Annotated in this window: 17 protein-coding genes and 1 tRNA gene; 12 read left to right on the top strand and 6 right to left on the bottom strand. The window is 64.8% G+C overall.

Going from position 1 to position 23,363, the window contains the following annotated elements; translation table 11 throughout:
- Positions 1-5: 5 nt before the first annotated feature.
- From JOD97_RS09430 to JOD97_RS09440, 3 genes are read right to left on the bottom strand one after another with little or no spacing between them, the layout of a single operon-like run.
- Entirely contained in the window at positions 6-1,337 is a 1,332-nt protein-coding gene (locus tag JOD97_RS09430) for a cellulase family glycosylhydrolase (RefSeq protein WP_209715700.1), read from the bottom strand.
- A 25-nt stretch (positions 1,338-1,362) separates the two neighbouring features.
- Positions 1,363-3,669: a glycoside hydrolase family 3 C-terminal domain-containing protein gene (locus tag JOD97_RS09435; RefSeq protein WP_209715702.1), complete on the bottom strand. Its 2,307-nt coding sequence runs from the start codon at positions 3,667-3,669 to the stop codon at positions 1,363-1,365.
- Between the two features lie 28 nt (positions 3,670-3,697).
- Entirely contained in the window at positions 3,698-4,969 is a 1,272-nt protein-coding gene (locus JOD97_RS09440) for a sugar MFS transporter (RefSeq protein ID WP_209715704.1), read from the bottom strand.
- A gap of 311 nt (positions 4,970-5,280) precedes the next feature.
- On the opposite strand from JOD97_RS09440, the gene JOD97_RS09445 reads away from it, so the two are divergent.
- The 12 genes from JOD97_RS09445 to JOD97_RS09500 all read left to right on the top strand — a co-directional run bounded on the left by JOD97_RS09445 (position 5,281) and on the right by JOD97_RS09500 (position 21,780).
- On the top strand, positions 5,281-6,345 hold the full coding sequence (locus JOD97_RS09445; RefSeq protein WP_209715706.1) for a LacI family DNA-binding transcriptional regulator: 1,065 nt from the start codon (positions 5,281-5,283) through the stop codon (positions 6,343-6,345).
- Between the two features lie 153 nt (positions 6,346-6,498).
- Positions 6,499-7,707, top strand: a complete 1,209-nt coding sequence (locus tag JOD97_RS09450; protein ID WP_209717402.1) for an AGE family epimerase/isomerase — start codon at positions 6,499-6,501, stop codon at positions 7,705-7,707.
- A gap of 1 nt (position 7,708) precedes the next feature.
- Positions 7,709-8,617, top strand: a complete 909-nt coding sequence (locus tag JOD97_RS09455; RefSeq protein WP_209715708.1) for a carbohydrate kinase — start codon at positions 7,709-7,711, stop codon at positions 8,615-8,617.
- A 118-nt stretch (positions 8,618-8,735) separates the two neighbouring features.
- Positions 8,736-10,841 carry a TonB-dependent siderophore receptor gene (locus JOD97_RS09460; RefSeq protein ID WP_209715710.1) on the top strand — a complete coding sequence of 702 codons (2,106 nt, stop codon included), beginning with the start codon at positions 8,736-8,738 and terminating at the stop codon, positions 10,839-10,841.
- A gap of 2 nt (positions 10,842-10,843) precedes the next feature.
- A complete protein-coding gene (locus JOD97_RS09465) occupies positions 10,844-12,379 on the top strand; it encodes a histidine-type phosphatase (protein ID WP_209715712.1) in 1,536 nt (511 codons plus the stop codon).
- A 151-nt stretch (positions 12,380-12,530) separates the two neighbouring features.
- On the top strand, positions 12,531-15,602 hold the full coding sequence (gene fdnG, locus JOD97_RS09470) for a formate dehydrogenase-N subunit alpha (RefSeq protein WP_209715715.1): 3,072 nt from the start codon (positions 12,531-12,533) through the stop codon (positions 15,600-15,602).
- Between the two features lie 19 nt (positions 15,603-15,621).
- Positions 15,622-16,536, top strand: a complete 915-nt coding sequence (fdxH, locus tag JOD97_RS09475; protein WP_209715717.1) for a formate dehydrogenase subunit beta — start codon at positions 15,622-15,624, stop codon at positions 16,534-16,536.
- A complete protein-coding gene (locus JOD97_RS09480; protein WP_209715720.1) occupies positions 16,533-17,207 on the top strand; it encodes a formate dehydrogenase subunit gamma in 675 nt (224 codons plus the stop codon). The genes fdxH and JOD97_RS09480 overlap by 4 nt, the downstream gene beginning before the upstream one ends.
- A 102-nt stretch (positions 17,208-17,309) precedes the next feature.
- On the top strand, positions 17,310-18,320 hold the full coding sequence (gene fdhE / locus JOD97_RS09485; protein WP_209715723.1) for a formate dehydrogenase accessory protein FdhE: 1,011 nt from the start codon (positions 17,310-17,312) through the stop codon (positions 18,318-18,320).
- The gene (gene selA, locus JOD97_RS09490) at positions 18,317-19,774 is read left to right on the top strand and encodes an L-seryl-tRNA(Sec) selenium transferase (protein WP_209715726.1); all 1,458 of its coding nucleotides are present in this window, start codon (positions 18,317-18,319) and stop codon (positions 19,772-19,774) included. The genes fdhE and selA overlap by 4 nt, the downstream gene beginning before the upstream one ends.
- Positions 19,771-21,669, top strand: a complete 1,899-nt coding sequence (gene selB / locus JOD97_RS09495) for a selenocysteine-specific translation elongation factor (RefSeq protein ID WP_209715730.1) — start codon at positions 19,771-19,773, stop codon at positions 21,667-21,669. Before selA ends, selB begins: the two co-directional genes overlap by 4 nt.
- A gap of 15 nt (positions 21,670-21,684) precedes the next feature.
- A tRNA-Sec gene (locus JOD97_RS09500) sits at positions 21,685-21,780 on the top strand.
- Position 21,781: 1 nt separating this feature from the next.
- On the opposite strand, the gene JOD97_RS09505 is transcribed toward JOD97_RS09500, so the two are convergent.
- The 3 genes from JOD97_RS09505 to bla all read right to left on the bottom strand — a co-directional run bounded on the left by JOD97_RS09505 (position 21,782) and on the right by bla (position 23,264).
- Positions 21,782-22,036, bottom strand: coding sequence for a HigA family addiction module antitoxin (locus JOD97_RS09505; RefSeq protein ID WP_255585152.1), 255 nt, complete (start codon positions 22,034-22,036; stop codon positions 21,782-21,784).
- 10 nt (positions 22,037-22,046) lie between these two features.
- Positions 22,047-22,325, bottom strand: a complete 279-nt coding sequence (locus tag JOD97_RS09510; protein WP_209715736.1) for a type II toxin-antitoxin system RelE/ParE family toxin — start codon at positions 22,323-22,325, stop codon at positions 22,047-22,049.
- A gap of 102 nt (positions 22,326-22,427) precedes the next feature.
- Positions 22,428-23,264 carry a subclass B3 metallo-beta-lactamase gene (gene bla, locus JOD97_RS09515; protein WP_229264247.1) on the bottom strand — a complete coding sequence of 279 codons (837 nt, stop codon included), beginning with the start codon at positions 23,262-23,264 and terminating at the stop codon, positions 22,428-22,430.
- Positions 23,265-23,363: the final 99 nt, after the last annotated feature.

Genomic DNA, 23,363 nt, shown 5'->3' on the forward strand with positions numbered 1-23,363 from the left:
GCCCCTTAACGTTTGATGGAATTGAGTTTGTCGGCGTATTCCTTGATCAGCTTGAGCGAGCTGGCGTCCGAATCGAACACCGAATACAGGCCTTGCTCCTCCTGCGGCGGATCGCCGACGAAATCGTTACCCGGCTTCCACCAGTAATCGGCGTTGGCCGCGCGTCCGGCGCCGCCCCATGCCCAGAAATTAAAGCCGGCGATAGGGTCGCCCTTCTTGGCGCCGCCGTAGACGAAGTCGAACACCTCGCGATAGAAGCGGTCGCGGATGGTGGTGCCGGCCTTGATGCTGAAGGATGCGCCGTCACGATCCAGGCCGAATTCCTCCAGCACGATAGGCTTGTCCAGCTTTTTGGCCAGCTCGATGTGCGAAGTCAGATAATTACGGCTTTTGGCGATGGCGCCGTCCCACGAACCGGTTGGATCCTGGGAGTCGAACCAGCCCCAGTTCTTAGGCCACAGGTGATAGGTCAGGTAATCGATATGCTTGGTGCGGTGCGCATCGAGGTACAGCTGGGCGTCCTGGGCGGAGCCGGCCAGGCCTTCGCTGCCAGTGCTGACCATGTGGTTCTTGTCCAGGCTATGGATATAGCCGGCGACTTCATCGACCCACTTGATGTAGGCTTTTTTCTCCTCCGGCGTGGCGTTGCCGTTGCCCGGACGCGGCTCGTTTGCCAGCTGCCACGACATCAAGCTTGGATCTTCCGCGTACGGCTTGCCGGTGATGGTGTTGACGCGCTTGACGATCTTCTGGATCACGTTGCGGTACTCTTTTTGCGCCGCCCCGTTGACGTAGAAGCGCGCGTTCTTCTTCATGAAGTCGTCGTAGTCCTTGGTCACGTTCGGGTCCAGCGCCGGCGTGCCTTCGAACCAGTTCAGGTACTGCGTCATGCCGCCAGACCACTGCCAGAAGTTGTTCAGGTAAAGCACCACGGTCATGTCGCGCTTGGCCGCTTCGGCCATCAGGAAATCCAGGCCGACCAGCAGGTTCTCATCGTATTCGCCCGGCTTGGCGGTGGTCGCCGGGCTGACGGCGCTTTTCATCTCGGTCTTCTCGGAGACGGCCAGCACGCGCAGGTTGTTGATGCCGATCGCGCGCATGCTATCGAGTTCCTTGAGCAAGCGCGCGCGCTCGCCCACGCCGCTCGGCGCGCCAAGATAGCCGCCGTACCAGAAATTGGCGCCGACGATGTAGTAGGCCTGGCCCTTGCGCGCGAAGTGCGTCTTCTTGGCGGTGACGAAATTACCCTTGCCGGAGCTCGCGCCGTCCGCCGCGGAGACCACGCCGCAAGCACCGATCATCAGCGCGGCCGCGCAGAATTTGTACAGTTGTTTCATGTCTCGTCTTTCTTTTTATGGATGATTACTTGGTTGGCTGGCCGGCGACATTCAACGTCTGCTTCGGCAGCTGCACGGTGATGCTGGTGGCCTTGGCGTCGCCGGCGTCGTGCGCCAGCAATACCTTGTACCCGCCCTGCGCGACGCGCCAGGTCTTGGATTTGCTGTCGTACATGGACAGCAGGCGCGGATCCACCGTCAGGCTGACTTCCTTGCTTTCGCCCGGCGCCAGTTCGACCTTGTCCCAGCCGGCCAAGCGCTTCGGCGCCTCCCATTTGGCGCCGACCGGCGCCACGTACACCTGCGGCACATCCTTGCCCTTGACGGCGCCGGTGTTGGTGACCTTGAAGCTCAGTTGCAGCTTGCCGCCCTTCTGGCTCGCGGCCAGGCCGGAGTACGAGAACTGCGTGTACGACAAGCCGTGACCGAACGGGAACAGCGGCTTGAGGCCTTTCAGATCGAACCACTTGTAGCCGACCGCCGCGCCTTCGTGATAGTTGACAGTGAAACGCTGCTTCTCGTTCTTCGGATCGCCGTCGAGCTTTGGACGCGGCAACTGGCTTTCGGACACCGGGAAAGTGGTTGGCAGGTGCCCGGACGGATTGACTTCGCCGAACAGCACGCGGGCGATCGCCTCTCCGCCGCCGCTGCCGGCGTACCAGGCCTGCACCACGGCCGCGCTCTGGTCCACCCAAGGCATCAGCACCGGACCGGAGGTCTCCAGCACCACCACGGTTTTCGGGTTGGCCTTGGCGACGGCGCCGATCAGGGCGTCCTGATTGCCGGGCAGCGCCAGCGACACGGCGTCGAGCGCCTCGCCCACCCACTGCTGGGCGAAGACGACGACGACGTCGGCGTCGGCCGCTTCCTTCGCGGCGGCGGCAGGATCTGCGCCGTCGTTATAGACAACCTTGGCGCCGCCGGCGCGCGCCTTGATCGCCTTCAGCGGCGACGACGGGTGGTACACCACCGGGCCGGGCCAGATCGTCGGCTCGATGCCAGGCACCGGATTGCCGCCGATCGGATACACCAGCGACGAGCCGCCGCCGGCCAGCACGCCGACATCCGAATGCGCGCCGATGACAACGATTTTTTTGGCGCCGGCCTTCAGCGGCAGCACGCTGCCGGTGTTCTTCAGCAGGACGATGCCCTCTTCCGCGTCGGCCTGGCTGACCAGCTTGTGCGCGTCGTAGTCGATCGCGCCGCCCTCCTTGACCGGATTGTCGACCACGCCCTTGTCGAACATGGCGTGCAGGATGCGGAACACCATGTTGTCGAGGCGCGCCTGCGGCACGTGGCCGTTTTCGACCGCCTCCTCCAGCGCGCCGCCGAAGTACGCCGACTTGTCGAACTCCCAGCCGGAGTGCTGATCGAGGCCGCCGTTGGCCGCTTCGACGGTGCTGTGCACGGCGCCCCAGTCGGACATCACATAGCCCTTGAAGCCCCAGTCCTTCTTCAGCACCTGGTTGAGCAGGTAGTCGTTTTCGCAGGCGTAGACGCCGTTCAAGCGGTTGTACGAGCACATGACCGAGCCGGGATTGGCCTGCTCCAGCAGGATCTGGAACGCCAGCAGGTCGGACATGCGGTTGCTGGCGTCGTCCAGGCGGGCGTCGAGCACGAAGCGGCCGGTTTCCTGATCGTTGACGGCGAAGTGCTTCATCGTCGCGATCAGATTGTTCGACTGGATACCCTTGACCTGTTGCGCCACCATGGTGCCGGCCAGCAGTGGATCTTCGCCGGCGTATTCGAAGTTGCGGCCGTTGCGCGGCTCGCGCAGCAGATTGACGCCACCGGCCAGCATCACGTTGAAGCCGGAGGCGCGCGCCTCCTTGCCGATCATGGCGCCGCCCTGGTAGGCCAGATCGCGGTTCCAGGTGGCGGTGGTGGCCAGGCCGGAAGGCAGCGAGGTGCGCTCGCGCGGCGTTTTACTCAATTGCGTGGCCACGCCCAGGCCGGCGTCCGTTTCAAACAGCGCCGGCAGGCCCAGTCGCGGCACGCCGGGGATGTAACCGGCCGAAAACGGCAGCGCGGCCGGATGCTTCTTGGTCTTGTTGGCGAAGTCGGCGCCGAAGTGGCCCAGCACCCAGCCCAGTTTCTCCTGTTGCGTCATGGCGTCCAGCGCCAGCTTGGCGCGCTTGTCGGCGCTCAGCGATTTGTCCAGCCACGGCTTGGATGCCGGTTCGGCCGGTTCCGCGGTCGCCGCTTCGGCGGCGTAGGCCGGCAGCGCGGTGGCGACCGTGACGATGGTGGCGGTGGCCAGCGCCGCCGCCACCGCCAGCGCGATGGCCAGCGGACGCAGATTCAGTTCGGAATTCTTCAGTTCGGAATTCATATGTCTCTCTTTATTATTGGAGGTCAAATCAGCGGTCGGAATACATGCCGGCGTATTTTAGGCCGTAGTACAAGATAAAGGTATAGCAGGCGGCGGGCACGACGAACGACATCTGAAGGCCGATCGTGTCGGCCAGCAGGCCTTGCGCGAACGGCACCAAGGCGCCACCGACGATGGCCATGCACAGGATACCGGAACCCTGGCTGGTCAGGGGGCCGAGCTTGAACAGCGCCATGCTGAAGATGGTCGGGAACATGATGGAGTTGAACAGGCCGACCGCGATGATCGACCACATGGCCAGCGGGCCGTGGGAGAAGATCGCCGTCAGTATCAGCACGATCGACGCCGCGGCGTTGAACGCCAGCGCCTTGCCCGGGCTAACGTAGCGCATCACGCCAAAGCCGATGAAGCGGCCGATCATGGCGCCCAGCCAGTAGAAGCTGACGTAGTTGGCGGCCGCGCCGTGCGACATGCCGGCGATGTTGGACTCGCCCAGGAAGTTGATCAGGAAGCTGCCGATGCTGACTTCTCCGCCGACGTACAGGAAGATGCCGATCGCGCCCAGCACCAGGTGGCGGTGCGACGTCACTTTTTTGTCCAGCGTGTAGGCGCCGCCGGCTTCGTCGGCATCGACGATTTTAGGCAGCCGCACCAGCGCGAACAGGATCGCGATGGCCAGCAGCGTGGCCGCCAGCACCAGGTATGGTCCCTGCACGGTGGCCGCTTCCTCGGCCTTGGTCTTGACGATGTTGGCGACGGCGGGAACGCCCTCCGACAGGATCAGGAAGCCGCCCAGCGCCGGAGCGATCGCGGTGCCCAGCGAATTGAACGCCTGCGTCAGCGTCAGGCGGCTCGACGCGGTGGCCGGCGCGCCCAGCGCCGCGACGTAGGGGTTGGCGGACACCTGCAGGATGGTGATGCCGCCGGCGAGCACGAACAAGGCCAGGAGGAACAGCGCGTAGCCGCTCATCGAAGCGGGATAGAACATGGCGCAGCCGGTGGCGGCGACCACCAGGCCGGCGACCGCGCCGCGCTGGTAGCCCAAGCGCTTGATCAGCATCCCGGCCGGGAGCGAGACGATGAAATAGGCGCCGAAGAAGCAGAACTGCACCAGCATCGCCTGCACATAGGTCAGCGTATAAATCGATTTAAGGTGCGGAATGAGGACATCGTTCAGCGACGTGATCAACCCCCACATGAAGAACAGCAGCGTGATGATCATCATCGGGAAGGTGTTGCTGCCTCCCGTCTGATGCGCATGGTCGTGGGTATTCAAAGTTGCCGGTGCAACGTGTTCCATCAGCTGTCTCCTCTAGGATGGTTTTATAGTAATGAAAAGATTCTGCATCGGCGCCGCGCGAGGGTCAAATAGCAAGCGAATTTGGGGCGCAGTTTAGCCGCCTTCACTAAACACGCGATGCCAGGCGATACGCCGTGTTGCGCTGCAGCGTACGGCTAAAATCCCCGTGTTTAGTAAATTGCGCTAAACTTTTCGTGAAAATCGAACTGCCGTTTGACCGTGAGTGGACGCTTATGCAAGACTGCATCCACACCAGAAACCCGCCGACGGCACCGCCGCGAGCCGGTTCACCGAGAGATTTGGAGACTGAGATGGGCGAATCCACAAACAACGCTGCGACCACCGGAGTGACGATACGGGATATCGCCCGCGTCGCCGGCGTGTCGGCGGGGACCATTTCACGCGCGCTGAAAAACGAGCCGGGATTGACCGAGGCGACCCGCCAGATGGTGCTCGAGGCGGCGCGCAAGCTCGGTTACGACTTCTGCAAGCTGCGCCCGAAACGATTGCGCCGGCTGACCTTCCTGCTGCACCGCCAGCACAACACGGCGTCGAGCAGCCCGTTCTACTCGCCGGTGCTGCACGGCGCCGAGGAGGCCTGCCGCAAGCAGGGCATCGTGCTGTCGTTCATGGCGGTCGGCCCGGCCGACGGATTGATCGACCAGATACGCATGCACGCGCCGGACGGCATCGTCTGCGCCGGATTCTTCGAACCGGAGACGCTCAGCGCCCTGCGCTCGACCGGCAAGCAGCTGGTGCTGATCGATATGAAGCTGCGCGGTTACAGCTCCGTCAATCCGGACAATATGATGGGCGGCTACCTGGCCACCAAACACCTGATCGACACCGGCCGCACGCGGGTCGGCTTCATTTCCGGTCCGCTGTCGCACTACAGCATCCGCGAACGCGCGCGCGGCTATCGCCAGGCGCTGTTCGAAGAAGGCATCCTGGCCGACCCGCGCCTGGAAGCGGGCCTGCCGGATGGCGTCGACCTTGAAACCGGCGCGTGGGAAGCGATGGAGCAGTTGCTGGCCCTGCCCCATCCGCCCGACGCCGTTTTTTGCTACAACGACAGCGCCGCGCTGGTGGCGATGCGCTGCTGCCTGGCCAAGGGATTGAAGGTCCCGCACGATATCGCGATCGTCGGCTTCGACGATATTTCGACCGCCGTGCTGGGACATCGCCCGTTGACGACGCTGCGCATCGATAAAAAAGCGCTCGGCGCGCTGGGCGTGGAAATGCTGCTCAACGGCCCGCACAACGAGCCGGTGGAAAAAATCGCGCCGGTGGAATTGGTGGTGCGGGCCAGCACCGTGTTTGACGGCTGGCGGGTACAAAAGCCGCAAGGCAAAGGGGGCAGCGTGGCAGCCGCCTAAGCCCGAACCAACCCAGACAACATCGCGCGCCACCTGGCGTTGGGCTTTCGCCGCAACGCGGGGACCGGTGCGCGCCAGAGAATTTAACACCTGACGATTTAACCTGGGCCGCCGTGAAAAGCGCCCGCCTATCAACCAACAACGGACCTCATGATGGTACCAGATTTTCAATCCCGCGCGACGCTGCTGAACCACATCCGCCATACCCGCCAGTTCTACGACAGCCGTTGCGTGGACGCCAGCGGCGGCTTCTATCACTTCTACAAGGACGACGGCACCGTCTACGACACCCGCACCCGCCACCTGGTCAGCAGCACGCGCTTCATCTTCACCCACGCCATGGCATGGCGCCAGTTCGGCGAGGCGGCGGACCAGCAGCGCCTGCGCCACGGCCTGGCCTTCCTGCGCGGCGCCCACCGCAACCCGCAGACCGGCGGCTACGCCTGGCAACTGGACTGGAACAATGGCGAGGGCCGCGTCACCGACGGCACCAACCACTGCTACGGCCTGGCCTTCGTGCTGCTCGCCTACAGCCACGCGCTGATGGCCGGCGAGAGCGATGCCCGCGCATGGATAGACGAGACCTTCGAGCTGATGGAACGGCGCTTCTGGGACGCCAAGCATGGCCTGTACGCCGACGAGGCCAGCGCCGACTGGTCGACCCTGGACGCCTATCGCGGCCAGAACGCCAACATGCACGCCTGCGAGGCGCTGATCGCGGCCTTCGAAGCGACCGGCGAGCGCGCCTTCCTGCTGCGCGCCGAAACACTGGCGCGCAACATCACCCAACGCCAGGCGGCGCTGGCCGGCAATCTGATTTGGGAACACTATCACGCCGACTGGTCGGTCGACACCGAATACAACCGCCACGACAAGAGCAACATCTTCCGTCCATGGGGTTACCAGCCGGGCCACCTGACCGAATGGGCCAAGCTGTTGCTGCTGCTGGAGCGCCACGGCGACCAGCTCGAAGGCGGCAAGGACTGGCTGCTGCCGCGCGCCGTGGAGTTGTTCAACGCCGCGATGGACAAGGCGTGGGACGCGCAGCACGGCGGCATCTACTACGGTTTCGGGCCGGACGACAGCATCTGCGACGACCTCAAATACTTCTGGGTGCAGGCCGAGAGCCTGGCCACGGCGGCCCTGCTGGGCGCGCGCACCGGCGAGGCGGGCTACTGGACCTGGTACGATAAGATCTGGGCCTATAGCTGGGAGCATTTCGTCGACCACAAATACGGTGCGTGGTATCGCATCCTCGGCGCCGACAACAGCAAACTGACCGACGAGAAAAGCCCGGCCGGCAAGGTGGATTACCACACCATGGGCGCCTGCTACGAAGTACTGAACGTGTTGAAGGACTGAGATGGCGACTTTTCCATTATTTGTGGCGGCCGGCGAAGCGCTGACCGACATGATCGTGCAGGATCCGGCGCAACAGCATTGGCTTAGCCAGGTCGGCGGCTCGACCTGGAACGTGGCGCGCACGATGGCCAGGCTGGAGGTGCCGACCGCGTTCGCCGGCGCCATCAGCGGCGACGTCTTCGGCGACGCGCTGCACAGCGCCAGCGAGGCGGCCAACCTGGACATGCGCTTCCTGCAGCGCTACGCCAAATCGCCGCTGCTGGCGATCGTCCACCGCACCGATCCACCGGCCTACTTCTTCGTCGGCGACGACAGCGCCGATCTGCACTTCGACGCCGCGCTGCTGCCGCAGGGCTGGCGCGCGCACTGCAAGTGGGTGCACTTCGGCGGCATCAGCCTGGCGCGCCAGCCGCTGGCCGGCAAGCTGGTGACGCTGGCCGAACAGCTCAAACTGGACGGCGTGCGCATCAGCTTCGATCCGAACTACCGGCTGCTGATGGACCAGCGCTATGACGCCACGTTGCGCCGCATGACCGAGCTGGCCGACGTCGTCAAGGTATCGGAGGAGGATCTGGCGGGCCTGTTCCGCACCGACGACATCGACACCGCGTTCGCCACGCTGCGCGGCTGGAATCCGGCGGCGACCTATCTGTACACCAAGGGCGGCGACGGCGCCTCGCTGCATATCGGCGGCGACGCTTGGCAACTGCCGGCGCCGCGCATCACCGTGGTCGACACCGTTGGCGCCGGCGACGCCAGCATCGCCGCCCTGGCCTACAGCATGATGCATCACGCCGATCGCGCGCCGCTGGACCATTTGCGCTTCGCGGTGGCCGCCGGCGCGGCGGCCTGCCTGGCGCCGGGCGCCTCGCCGCCGTCGCTGGCGGCGATCGAGGCGCTGCTGGACTAGGACCGAGAAAGAGGACGGGTGGCCGACGGCGGCATGACTTGCCATCCGCAAGTCATACGCCTGTCATATGGCGCCACTACCATGACGGGCTTTATTCCGTCCTCTTTTTTAGGTCCATATGTCCCCGAATACGTCGTTCGCTAAAACCCGCCTGGCCCTCGCGGTCGCCGGCCTGTGCGCGCTGCACGCCAACACCCACGCCGCCGAAGATGCCGGCGAAGGCGCCCTGTCCAAGGTGGTCATCAAGGCCACCGTCGAAAAGAAAAAACTGGGCGACAGCGTCAGCGGCGGCGCGTTGGGCCGCAAAGCCGCACTCGACACCCCCTTCTCCACCAAGGCCGTCAGCAGCGACGAGATCGAGGACCGCCTGGCCACCAGCATTTCCGAGGTGCTGAAATACGACGCCTCGGTCACCGCCATCAGCCCGCCGATCAGCACCCATCCCGCCACCATCCAGATGCGCGGCCTGCGCCTCGATGACCTCAACGGCTACAAGGTCGACGGCCTGGCCAACATCAACCGCGGCACCGAAATGCCGCTGGAGATGTTCGAGAGCGTGGAGGCGCTCAAGGGCCTGACCGGCTTTATGTACGGCTTCGGTTCGCCCGGCGGCACCGTCAATTACGTCAGCAAGCGCCCCACCACCGACGCCAGCTTCAGCGCGGCGATGGGCTATCAGGAAGGCGGCGCGATCAAGGAGCATATCGACATGGGCGGCCGCGCGGGCGAGCAAGGCGGCTTTGGCTACCGTATCAACCTGCTGCACGAAGATGGCGGCGTGCAGGAGGAAAGCGGCTCGATCAACCGCAACGCTGCGGGCCTGAACCTGGAATGGCGCGTCACCGATGACCTGGCGCTGACCTACGACGCGCTGTACCAACGCCGTAGCAGCGTCGGCGGCACCGACGTCGTCCTCACGCCGGCGGTCAAGGTGCCGGCGCCGATCGCCGGCGACACCAGGCTCAATAGCACCGGCGCCGGCAGCGACGTCGAATACTCGCTGTTCACCGTCGGCCTGGAATACCGACTGGCGCCGGACTGGATGGCCAACGTGTCGTACCGCACCTCCGATTCGAGCCGCGTCTACAAGAAGGACCAGTACTACATCACCAACAACAAGGCCGACTATCGCGACCGCGTCACCTCCGAGCTGCACGACTATGGCTTCGACCAGGTGCAGGCCACCGTGCAGGGCAAGTTCGATACCGCCGGCCTGCGTCACGAGGTGGTGGCCGGCCTGACCTCGCAAAAGCTGGAATCGGTATCGTCGATGGTCACGCCCAAGACCTACCTGGGCACCGGCAATCTGTACGCGCCGAACATCCTGAACGTCGCCGCCGTCAATTACAGCGGCGGCACCTACCGCGACGAGGCGACGCGCCAGGATGCGGCCTTCGTCAGCGACACCGTCAAGCTGACCGACAACTGGTCGGCGATGGCGGGCGCCCGCTACACACGCTTCAAGGACACCGCCTATTCGACCAAGGGCGCGGTCAGCGCCGAGTACCCGGCCAACAAGACCACGCCGACCGTCGCGCTGATGTTCAAACCACGCGCCGACACCACCATCTACGGCAGCTACGTCGAAGCGCTGGAGCAGGCGGCCAGCGCGCCGGCGTCCACCGCCAACGCCAACCAGGTGTTCGCTCCGCTCAAGAGCAAACAGACCGAAATCGGCGTCAAGACGGAGCACAGCCTGTGGAACGCCAGCGCGGCGCTGTTCCGCATCGAGCGCGGCGCCCAGTACACCAACGCCGCCAACGTCTACGTGACCGACGGCCAGACAAAATACCAGGGCCTGGAGTTCAACAGCGTGGCGCAGGTGGCAAAAAACCTGTCGCTCGAAGGCGGCATCATGCTGCTGGACGCAAAACTGGAAGACGCCGCGCCGGGCTACGGCGGCAAGCACGCCGTCGGCGCCCCGCGCCGCCAGGCCTCGCTGCAGGCGACCTGGCGCGAAGTGCTGCCAGGCCTGGCCCTGCATGCCGGCACCCAGTACCTGGGCGACCTGCCGATGGACGCGGCCAACGTCAACCAGCTGCCGTCGGTGGCGCTGTTCGACGCCGGCTTGAACTACCGCCACCACTTCTTCGGCAAGATGGTGAGCCTGCGCGCCAACATCTCCAACATCGCCAACCGCAAATACTGGACCTACTATCAGGAGAATTATCTGAACGTGGGCGCGCCGCGCACCGCCAGCCTGAATGCGAGAGTAGACTTCTAGGGATGAAAAAGACGCCCCTGGCGGCCGGCGCCGCGCTGTCCCTGCTGCTGTTGAACGCGTCCGGCGAGCAGTATTATCAGACCAAGACGCCCTATCAACCGCGCCAGGACGGCGCCAGCTACGAGGCGCCGCCGCCGGGCTACCGGGCCGTCTCCACGCAGTTGCTGGCGCGCCACGGCTCGCGTGGCCTGAGCGGCTTCAAGACCGACCTGGCGATGTACCGGCTGTGGCAATTGGCGGAGCAGGACGGCGCCCTGACGCCGCTGGGGAAGGAGCTGGGTCCGGACATCCTGTCGATGATGAAGGCGAACTTCCTGCTCGGGTACGGCGTGGCCGGCATCGGCAAGCCCGGTTACGGCAACGAGACGGCGCAGGGCGTGGCCGAACACACGCAACTGGCGCGGCGCATGCACGGGCGCTTGCCGCAGCTGTTCCGCGATGCCGCCGACAAGCGGCGCGAGATCGTCGTGGTCAGCTCGGGTAAGGACCGCGCCGTCGACAGCGCGTACTTCTTCACGCGCGCCCTGGTGGCGCGGCAGCCCGGCCTGGAACCGCTGCTGACCCACCCGGCCTCGCTGGCGCCGCGCGGCGAATCCGACCATGCCAGCCGCCCGGCGGGCACCGACCGCTTCCTGCTCTACTTCCACAAGCTCGGTGAAAAGCAGGACAAGACGGCCGGTCCGGCCGATCCGCTGCACGCGGCGTACCAGGCCAGCCAGGCCTACCAAAGCTGGGTGAGGAGCGACGAGCTGCGCGCCCGCGAGGACGCGATCCGCGCGCAACCACGCCTGGCCGAGGCGGCGCGCGCCACGCTCGAACGCCTGTTCACGCCCGATTTCATCGCCGCGCTGGACCAGGGCCGCCGGCGCGCCGCCAACACCGGCGGTTTCAGCTACACCAGCGCCGACGGCAAGTTCACCAACACGCTGGCGGGCGACGGCGGGACCGAAATCGCCTCCGCCACCGACGCCGCGCTGGCGCTGTACGAACTGTATGCGGCGGCGGCCGACATGCCCGACGAAGTGCCGGCCGATTTCACCCGCTACGTGCCGGCGGCGCAGGCCCGCGTGTTCGCCTCCATCGAGGACGCGCTGGCCTTCTACGAAAAAGGCCCCGGCATCGCCGAACACGGCGACCTGACATGGCGCATGGCGCGCACGCTGCTCGACGATTTCTTCGGCGAGGCGGATGCCGTCGCCCGGGGCGACATGCGCCACGCCGCCAAGCTGCGCTTCTCGCACGCCGAAATCGTCATTCCAATGGCCGCCATCCTCGGCCTGCCGGGGATGTCCGCCCAACTGCCGCGCGCCACGATGTACAGCTACGAAAACAGCGACTGGCGCGGCGACGCGGTCGCGCCGATGGCCGCCAACATCCAGTGGGATATCTATCGCAACGCCAAGGGGCGCACGCTGGTGCGTTTGCTCTATAACGAGAAGGAGACCGATTTCAAGTCCGCCTGCGCGGGCGCCAAAATCGCCGCCGGCAGCCGCTATTACGATTATCTAAAACTTAAAAGCTGCTATAAAGACAAATAATCGCGCATCTTCGGGCAAAAAAATTGATCATTGATCCATATCAAATGGGAGGAATCTGGCTTTAGCGCAACGTTTGATACGGATCAGCAGTATGCAATTAATATGATGGTGCTACACTCGGAAGGTTCCTTCGATCAACTGAGAGGCTCCAATGAACCAGATGTCCAGGCGACAGTTCCTTCGGGTGACTGGCGCAACCATCGCGGGTTCGAGCATCGCGCTCCTCGGCTTCGCGCCGGCGACGGCCCTGGCCGAAGTCCGGCAGTACAAGCTGGCGCGCAGCACCGAAACCCGCAACACCTGCCCCTACTGCTCCGTAGGCTGCGGAATCCTGATGTACGGCCTGGGGGACGGTGCCAAAAACGCCACCGCCAGCATCATCCACATCGAGGGCGATGCCGACCACCCGGTCAACCGTGGCACGCTCTGTCCGAAAGGCGCAAGCCTGATCGACTTTATCCACTCCCCGAATCGCTTGATGGTGCCGGAATACCGCGCGCCCGGCGCCACGGAATGGAGCAAGATCTCCTGGGACGACGCGCTCACGCGCATCGCCAAGTTGATGAAAACCGACCGCGACGCCAACTTCATCGAGAAGAGCGCCGATGGCAAAACCGTCAACCGCTGGACCACCACCGGCATGCTGTGCGCGTCGGCCGGCTCCAACGAGGTAGGCTATCTAACCCATAAAACCATGCGCAGTCTGGGCATGCTCGCATTCGACAATCAAGCACGCGTATGACACGGTCCAACGGTGGCAGGTCTTGCCTCGACATTTGGACGTGGTGCGATGACGAATCACTGGGTGGACATCAAGAACGCCGATGTCATCCTGGTCATGGGCGGAAACGCCGCTGAAGCACACCCTTGCGGATTCAAATGGGTCACGGAAGCGAAGGCGCATCGCGGCGCCAAGCTGGTCGTGGTCGATCCGCGCTTTACCCGAACCGCCTCGGTAGCCGACTATTACGTCCCTACCCGTACCGGCTCGGACATCGTATTCCTGGGCGGGATCATCAACTATCTGCTCACGAACGACAAGATCCAGCACGAGTACGTCCGCAACTACACGGACATGCCGTTCATCGTCCGCGAGGACTTCGCCTTCAACGACGGCCTGTATTCGGGCTACGACGAGGCGGCCGGAAAATACACGGACAAGAGCAGCTGGAATTACGAGATGGGCGACGATGGCTACGCCAAGATCGATCCGACGCTCGAGCATCCGCGCTGCGTGTATCAGCTGATGAAGAAGCACTACTCGCGCTACACGCCGGAGATGGTGGAGAAGGCCTGCGGCGTGCCGCCGGAGAAATTCCACAAGGTCGCCGAGATGCTGGCGTCGACCGCCGTTCCCGGCCGCGCCGCGACCATCCTGTACGCGCTGGGTTGGACCCAGCACTCGACCGGGGCGCAAACCTTGCGCACCGGCGCCATGGTGCAGCTCCTGCTGGGGAATATCGGCATCGCCGGCGGCGGCATGAACGCGCTGCGCGGCCACTCCAACATCCAGGGCCTGACCGACCTCGGTCTGCTGACCAATATGCTGCCCGGTTATCTGACCCTGCCCGGCGAGGCGGAACAGGACTGGGAAGCCTATGCGGCCAAACGGGCGCTCAAGCCTTTGCGTCCGAACCAGCTTAGCTACTACAGCAACGCCAAGAAGTTCCTGGTCTCGTTCATGAAGGCCTGGTGGGGCGACGCCGCCACCGAGGAAAACCACTACGCGTTCGACTACCTGCCCAAGCTGGACAAGCCGTACGACATGATGCAGGCCTTCGAGCTTATGCATCAGGGGAAAATGAACGGCTACATCTGCCAGGGTTTCAACATCCTGGCGTCGGCGCCGGACAAGCAGAAGATCACCGAATCGCTGTCGAAGCTGAAGTTCCTGGTAGTGATGGACCCTCTCGCCGTGGAGACGGCGGAGTTCTGGCGTCCGTTCGGCGAATTCCACCAGGTCGATCCGACCAAGATCATGACCGAAGTGTTCCGCCTGCCGACCACCTGCTTCGCCGAGGAACGCGGCTCGCTGGTGAGCTCCTCGCGCGTACTGCAATGGCACTGGCAAGGCGCCGAGGGCCCGGGCCAGACCAAGAGCGATCTGGAGATCATGTCCGGCATCTTCATGCGCATCCGGAAGATGTACCAGACCGACGGCGGCAAATTCCCCGACCCGATCGTCAACCTGACGTGGAACTACGCCCAGCCTCTGAGCCCGCAGCCGGAGGAGATCGCGATGGAGTACAACGGCAAGGCGCTCAAGGAGCTCACCGATCCGAAGGACCCGACGAAAGTCATCCTGAAGAAGAACGAGCAACTGGCCGGCTTCGCGCAACTGCGCGACGACGGCAGCACCGCCTGCGGGTGCTGGATCTTCGCCGGCTGCTGGACCGCCGCCGGCAACCAGATGGGACGCCGCGACAACAGCGACCCGACCGGCATCGGCAACACGCTGAACTGGGCCTGGGCCTGGCCGGCCAACCGCCGCGTGCTGTACAACCGCGCCTCGTGCGACACCAAGGGCAAGCCGTTCGATCCGACCCGTAAGCTGATCGGCTGGAACGGCACCAACTGGGCCGGCGCGGACGTACCGGACTTCAAGGCCGACGAACCGCCGGAAAACGGCATGGGTCCATTCATCATGCTGGCCGAGGGCGTGGCGCGCTTCTACGCGCGTGACGCCATGGCCGAAGGTCCGTTCCCGGAACACTACGAGCCGTTCGAAACGCCGGTCGGCCACAACCCGATGCACCCGACGAACCCGCGCGCCACCAGCAATCCGGCCGGCCGCATGTTCCCGGGCGACAGGGCAAAGCTGGGCAAGGCGAACGAGTATCCGCACGTGGCGACCAGCTACCGGTTGACGGAGCACTTCCACTACTGGACCAAGCATGCGCGCCTGAACGCGATCATCCAACCGGAGCAATTCGTCGAAATCGGCGAAGACCTCGGCAAGGAGTTGGGCGTGGTGCACGGCGACCGTGTCAAGGTCAGCTCCAAGCGCGGACATATCGTGGCCAAGGCCGTGGTGACCAAGCGTATCAAGGCATTGACCATCGACGGCAAGAAGACCCACCAGGTCGGACTGCCGATTCACTTCGGGTTCAAGGGAGTCACCAAACCGGGCTACCTGATCAACACCCTGACGCCGACGGTTGGAGACGGCAATTCGCAGACACCGGAATTCAAGTCGTTCCTGGTGAAAGTGGAAAAAGCATGACGGCCCGAGGAGAATAAACATGGCTTTACAATCACTTGATATCAAACGGATGTCGGCCACCACGGTGCAGACGCCGGTGGCACGCACGCCGGTCACCGGCACCGTGGCCAAGCTGATCGACGTGTCGAAGTGTATCGGCTGCAAGGCATGCCAGACCGCCTGCATGGAATGGAACGACCTGCGCGACGACGTCGGCGAAACCACCGGCGTGTACGACAACCCGCTCGACCTGACGCCGCAATCGTGGACCGTGATGCGTTTTTCGGAGCACGAGACCAGCGACGGCAACCTCGAATGGCTGATCCGCAAGGACGGCTGCATGCACTGCGAGGACCCGGGCTGCCTGAAGGCCTGCCCGGCCCCGGGCGCCATCGTCCAGTACACCAACGGCATTGTGGATTTCCATCAGGAGAACTGCATCGGCTGCGGCTACTGCGTCGCCGGCTGCCCGTTCGACGTGCCGCGTATCTCGAAGAAGGACGACCGCGCCTACAAGTGCACACTGTGCTCGGACCGCGTGGCCGTCGGCCAGGAACCGGCCTGCGTCAAGACCTGCCCGACCGGCGCGATCGTCTTCGGCACCAAGGAAGACATGAAGGAGCACGCGGCCGAGCGCATCGAGGACCTGAAGTCGCGCGGCTACGCCAACGCCGGGCTGTACGACCCGGCCGGTGTCGGCGGCACCCACGTGATGTACGTGCTGCACCACGCGGACAAGGCGCCGCTGTACCATGGACTGAAGCAGAATCCGAGCATCAGCCCGATGGTCGGCTTGTGGAAAGGCTTGACCAAGCCGCTCGCGCTGGCCGGCATCGCCGCGACGGCGCTGGCGGGCTGGTTCCATTATTCGCGCGTCGGTCCGAATGAGGTCAGCAGGGACGAGGAAGCGGAGGCGCTGCACGAGGCCAACCGGATCAGGGAGAGCGAGAAATGAGCACACACTCAAACAACCCTCTGCGCGACAAGGACGGCAATCCGCTGATCGAACGCTACACGCCGAATGAACGCAGCAACCACTGGATCACCGCCATCTGCTTTATCGTGCTGACGGTGTCCGGCCTGGCCATGTTCCATCCGGCGACAGCGTGGATGGCGGTGTTCCTGGGCGGCGGCCAGTGGACGCGCATCCTGCATCCCTTCTTCGGGATACTGATGTTCGTCTCCTTCGCGCTGCTGGTGGTGCGCTTCTGGCATCACAACCGCTTCGAACAGGGCGACAAGCAATGGCTCAAGCAGTTTGACGACGTGGTCAACAACCGCGAGGACAGGCTGCCCAGGGTCGGCCGCTACAACGCCGGCCAGAAGGTGCTGTTCTATGTGCTGATCCTGTGCATGGTGGGGCTGCTGTTGTCGGGCATCGTTATCTGGCGCGCGTACTTCGCGTTCTACTTCCCGATCGAAGTGGTACGCTTCGCAGCGCTGCTGCACGCGTTCTGCGCTTTTGTGATCATTTGCTCAATAGTGGTCCACATCTACGCCGGCATCTGGGTCAAGGGCTCGATCGGCGCGATGGTGCGCGGCACGGTCACCTACGGGTGGGCGCGCAAGCATCACCCGCGCTGGTTCGAGGAAGTCGCGCGCAACGCAAACAAGCCGCGCGATTGAATAGTCAATTTGTGATTCACAATTTGGGATTAAAATACTTCCCAGGCCGGCGGCCTTCGTCACAAGCGTTTCCAGCGCCGCCGGCAAACCGGGAGACATCATTTGGTACAACGTCTGCTTGAACCGGGCGAAATCGAATCGCTCGATCACAATGCGATACCGCGCTTGCTGCTGCCGCAAGCGCGCGCTCTTTTTACCGCGCGCGCGGCCCGTCTGCGCCAACTCGCGAACAACGACATCATCGGCATTCCCGTCGGCGAATCGATGCAGGGCTACCTGCGCCTGATGGCCGCCCTGGTCGACGCCCAGGCGGCCGTCGCCGCGTCGCTCCCGGCCCACACCTTCGCGCTGCCGGATGCGGCGGAAATCACATTATCGCTGGACCACAACATGCCGCCGCTGCCGGTCAGCGGCGCCCGTCCGGCGTCGTGGCGCACCGTGTTCGGCGCCATCCTCGACCAACTGGAGCCGCTGGCCGCGCAGCAGCCGCAAATGGCGGGGGTGCTGGCGCAGCTGCGCGAGCTCGATGCCGCCCAGCTGGAAGGCTGCGCCGACGCCGTGCTGGCGGAAGTGACCGAAGGCGTCGACCCGTTGCACGCGCCGTTCGTCGCCGCCGCGCTGCAAGTGGTGTGGGCGATGCGCGCCAGCCAGCTCGACTCCCCGGCGGTGCAACCGCTGGTGACCAACACGCTGTGCCCCGTATGCGGCTCGCACCCGGTGGCCAGCGTGATCCGTATCGGCGGACAGTCGCAGGGCTACCGCTATCTGCATTGCGGCGCCTGCGCCAGCGAATGGCATATGGTGCGGGTCAAGTGCTCGTGCTGCGAGCACACCTCCAAAATCGCCTACCAAAGCCTGGAGGCGGCCGACAACCAGCCCGCGGCGGCGGCCGATCCGGCTGTCATCAACAAGGCCAACGACCCAAGCAAGGTGGCGCGCGCCGAGACCTGCGACGACTGCAAAACCTACCGCAAGATCTTCAACCAGGAACACGACTTCAACGTCGAGCCGCTGGCCGACGATCTGGCCAGCCTGACGCTGGACCTGCTGGTGGGCGAGGCCGGCTACGCCCGCGCCAGCGGCAACCCGCTGTTGTGGTTCAACGCCGCATGAGCGGCCCCGCCAACTCGCCAAAGCCGGCCGGCGCGATCCACCTGCCGGCCGTGCATCTGATCCTGTCCGACGCCGGCTGCCAGGCGCTGATCGCCGAATACGGCCGCACGCAAACGACGGATGCGGCGCGCGCGCTGCTGGCCGAGTTGCGCGGCCTGCTGCTGGCCGCGCGCGACGGCAGCGGCCATGGTCCGGTCGACACCGACACTTCCATCCCCACGCTGCTAACGATGCTGGCCGCGCGCCTGCGCGAGGCCAACCGCTCGCCGCTGCGTCCCGTGTTCAACCTGACCGGCACCGTCCTGCACACCAATCTGGGACGCGCCCTGCTGCCCGACAGCGCGGTGCAGGCCGTGGCCGAGGCGCTGCGCTGGCCGATGAACCTGGAGTGGGACATCGACACCGGCAAACGCGGCGACCGCGACAACCTGGTCGAGGATCTGCTGCTGGAACTGACCGGCGCGGAAGCGGCCACCATCGTCAACAACAACGCCGCCGCCGTGCTGTTGATGCTCAACACCCTGGCGCAGGGCCGCGAGGTCATCGTCTCGCGCGGGGAGCTGGTGGAAATCGGCGGCGCCTTCCGCATCCCCGATATCATGACGCGCGCCGGCGCCGTGCTGCGCGAAGTGGGCAGCACCAACCGCACGCATTTGAAGGACTACGCCGAGGCGGCCGGCGCACAGACGGCGCTGATGATGAAGGTCCATTGCAGTAACTACGCGATCACCGGCTTCACCAAAAGCGTCGAGCTGCCGGAGCTGGTGCCGCTCGCGCGCGAACACAATATCCCGACCGCCGTGGACCTGGGCAGCGGCACGCTGGTCGACCTCGAACAATACGGCCTGCCGCACGAAACCACGGTGCGCGAAACCATCGCCGCAGGCGCCGACCTGGTCACCTTCAGCGGCGACAAGCTGCTGGGCGGGCCGCAATGCGGCATCATCGTCGGCCGCGCGGACCTGATCGCGCAAATCAAAAAGAACCCGCTCAAGCGCGCGCTGCGCGTCGGCAAACTGACGCTGGCCGCGCTGGAACCGGTGCTGGCCTTGTACCGGGCGCCGGACCTGCTGCCCGAGCGCCTGACCACCTTGAAGCTGCTGACCCGCCCCGCCGCCGCCATGCGCGCGCAGGCGCTGGCCATCCTGCCGCTGCTGCAGGAGGCGCTGGGCGACGGCTACACGGTCAGCGAAGAACCGATGATGAGCCAGATCGGCAGCGGCGCCCTGCCCGTCGACCAGCTGCACAGCCACGGGCTGGCGATACGGGCCGCCGCGACGGTCCGCACCGGCAACGCGCTCGGTGTGCTCGAACAGCGGCTGCGCGCCCTGCCGCTGCCAGTGATCGGCCGCGTTTCGCAGGACGCACTGTGGCTGGACCTGCGCTGCCTGGACCAGCACCAGCAGCAGCGCTTCATCGAGCAACTGCCCCTGTTGGGACAGACACCCGCATGATCGTCGGCACCGCAGGTCATATCGACCATGGTAAAACCACGCTCACGCGCGCGCTGACGGGCGTCGACACCGATCGTCTGAAGGAGGAAAAGGCACGCGGCATCTCGATCGAACTCGGATACGCTTACGCGCCGCTGGCCGGCGGCGACATCCTCGGCGTGATCGACGTTCCGGGACACGAAAAATTCATCCGCACGATGGCGGCCGGCGTCACCGGCATCGACGCCGCGCTGCTGGTGATCGCCGCCGACGACGGCATCATGCCACAGACGCTGGAACACCTGGCCATTCTGCGGCTGCTCGGCGTGCGGCGCGGCGCGGTGGCGCTGACCAAGATCGACCGCGCCGACGCGCGTCGGCTGGCGCGCATCGAGGCCGACATCAAGGCGCTCCTGGCGCCGACCGACTTCGCCGGCGCGCAGATCTTCCACACCAACGCCACGCGGGAAGCCGACTCCGGCGTCCAGGCACTGCTGGCGCATCTGGCCACGATGGCGGCGGCGCTGCCGGCGGCCGATGAACAGCGTTTGTTCCGGCTCGGCGTGGACCGGGTGTTCACGTTATCGGGCCAGGGCACCATCGTCACCGGCACCGCGCTGGCGGGCAGCGTGCGCGTGGGCGACACGCTGCAGCTGGCGCCGGGCGAACAGCAGGTGCGCGTGCGCGGCATCCACGCGCAGAACCGCGCCGCCGACACCGGCCGCGCGGGCCAGCGCCTGGCGCTGAACCTGAGCGGCATATCGAAAGATGAGATAGCGCGCGGCAGCTGGATCGTCGCCCCCGCGCTCGCCGCCTGCTCCGAGCGCATCGATGTGGAACTGACGCTGACCGCCGACTGCGGCGTCACGCTCAAGCCCTGGACGCCGCTGCATGTGCATCTGGGCGCGGCGCACCATACCGCGCACGTGGTGCCGCTTGACGACGACGCGCTGCCGCCGGGCCATACCGGCCGCGCGCAGCTGGTGCTCGACGCCCCGGTGCATGCCGTACCAGGCGACCGCTTCGTCATCCGCAACGCGCAGGCCACGGCCACCATCGGCGGCGGCATGGTGCTCGATCCGTTCGGCCCGGCGCGCAAGCGGCGCAGCGCGGCGCGGCTGGACTGGCTGGATGCCCTGTCCGAATTTATCGGCGGTGGCGACATCGCCGCGCTGCTGGCGCGCAGTCCGCTGGGCTTGCGGATGTCGACGCTGGTGCGGTTGTCGCAGCTGCCGGCCGAGAGGATCGTGGCGCCGCCCGACACCATCGAGGTCGCGCTGCCCGCCGGGGACGCGCTGCTGATCGCCGCCGCCGAGGTGCGGGCGCTGGAGGCGTGCATCCTGGCCGGCCTGGCCGAGTTCCACGCGCGCGCGCCCGACGACGCCGGCCCGGAGCTGTGGCGCCTGAAACGCATCGTCGCGCCGGAGATGGAGGACCGGTTGTGGAGCCGCCTGATCGACACGCTGGCCGACAGCGGGCAGCTCATGCGGCGCGGCCGCAGCCTGCATCTGCCGAGCCACAGCGTGGAGCTGAGCGAGGCCGAACAGGCGCAGGTTCGGCCGCTGCTGGTGTCCTTGCATGCGGGCCGCTTCGATCCACCGTGGGTGCGCGATCTGGTGCGCCAGCACGCGATGCCGGAGGCGGAGGTGCGGCGCCTGCTGCTCAAGCTCTCCAAGACGGGGGAAGTGAGCCAGGTGGTGCCGGACCTGTTCTACCATCCGGCGCCGCTGGCCGAGCTGGCGCAGCTGGTGGCGACCTTGCCGCAGGTGCAGGCCGCCTCGTTCCGCGACGCGACGGGACTTGGACGCAAGCGTGCGATACAAATTCTGGAGTTCTTCGACCGGGTCGGCTACACGCGGCGCGTCAGCAACGTCCATCTGCTGCGTCCCAACGCGGTTTGGCTATTTAATGCATAATTCGGCTTGTTTTACGGAAGGCAATCTCATCCGGTGATGGGGCCGGGCTTCAAACCCGGTGAGGGGCGTCAGCCGCTCCTCCGTAGGTTCGACTCCTACTGTCTTCCGCCATTTACTTCGATGCCGCCGTTCGCGCGTCATACTCCGCCTGAAGATTCAACCAGAACTGCGCGGACACTTTAAAATACGACGACAGGGACTGAGCGAGGCGCTCGGTAACGCTATTTTCCCCTGACATCAACGCATTGACCTGAGAAACAGAGATATGCAATTCCGCTGCCAACGCCGCCGCGGTCAGGTCAAGAGGTTTCATGAATTCCTCCCTCAATATTTCTCCGGGATGAATTTCATCTGGTCGCACTCGCATTGTTGGCTCCCTAGTGATAATCCACAATCTCTAGATCGTAAGCATTTCCATTCTGCCAGCGAAAACAAATACGCCACTGGTCGTTTATCCGTATGCTGTATTGACCTTGCCGACTGCCGGACAGCATTTCAAGCCGATTGCCAGGCACGCCGCTCAGATCGCTCAGAGTCATCGCAGCGTGAATCATCAATAACTTTCGACGAGCCACTCGATCGATGTGCCCAAACCGCAGCACCTTTCGGTTGAAAAACAGCCATTCGGTGTCTTTACTCGCGAAAGAGCGGATCATAGTAAAAGTACTCCACTTGACGAGGATTTACAAACGATTCCCTCGACGATAGTGCGGCACCTCCCAGAACGATTTGATATTACTTAAGCTGCTGCCCGACCGTTATTTCAAACTCTCTGCGCGTTCGCTGGCGAGACGCTTGGCCAGTTTCGCGCGCGACTGCGCGACGTAGCGTTTGCAGTCGCCGCCATTGCCCAGCAGCGCTCGCGGCTTGCCGGACTGGACCTTCTCCCATAGGCCGGTGAAGTCCGGATGCACCGAGACGACGATGTCGCAGGGCGTGCCCTCGAGAACCGCGTAACTGCGCTCGAAGTCCGTCACGATCGAAGGATAGCTGGTGTTCGTCGTGAATTTAAAGCCATCGCTGGAAATCGGATTGATACTGTCGGCAAAGACGATATCGACGCAGCGATCCTGCTCGCACGAGCGCCAAGTCCAGCTGGTGCCGCCGGGCGTGTGCCCGGGCGTGTAGAGCGCCGTCACCGCCAGCGGGCCCAGCTTGACCACTTCGCCGTCGCCCACCTCGCCGACTTTGGCGACGGCCGGGAACGGCGTCAAGTCGGCCAGTTGCGGATCGTCCTTGCCTACCCTGCCGCGCCGCAGCGACGCCGCCGTCGCCGGGCTGGCCAGCACCGTGGCGCCGCTCAAGCGCCGCAACTCCTCGACGCCGCCCGCATGGTCGTCGTGGTCGTGCGATGTGAGGATGAATTTAACGTCCTCGACCTTGAAGCCGAGGGCGCGGATATTGGCCGCGATCAAAGGCGCTGACGCCGGCAGCGCGCCGTCCAGCAGCACGTGCCCCGCCGGCGAGGTGATCAACACCGAACTCAAGCCTTTCACCCCGACGTAATAGCTGTTGCCGAAGATTTGGAACGGCTGTGCAGGAAGGTTCCACTCGGGACCGGCGTGGGACGTGGCGGCGGCGAAAAACAGGGACATGGCAACGGCCATACGGCGCAGCGGGTGCAGGTTCATTGGAACTTATCGCGGGAAGTGGACAGACCGCCGATTGTACAACTATCAAGATGTCCGACACGC

It is taken from the genome of Duganella sp. 1411, from assembly GCF_017833525.1.
In the GTDB taxonomy this organism is placed as follows: domain Bacteria; phylum Pseudomonadota; class Gammaproteobacteria; order Burkholderiales; family Burkholderiaceae_D; genus Rugamonas.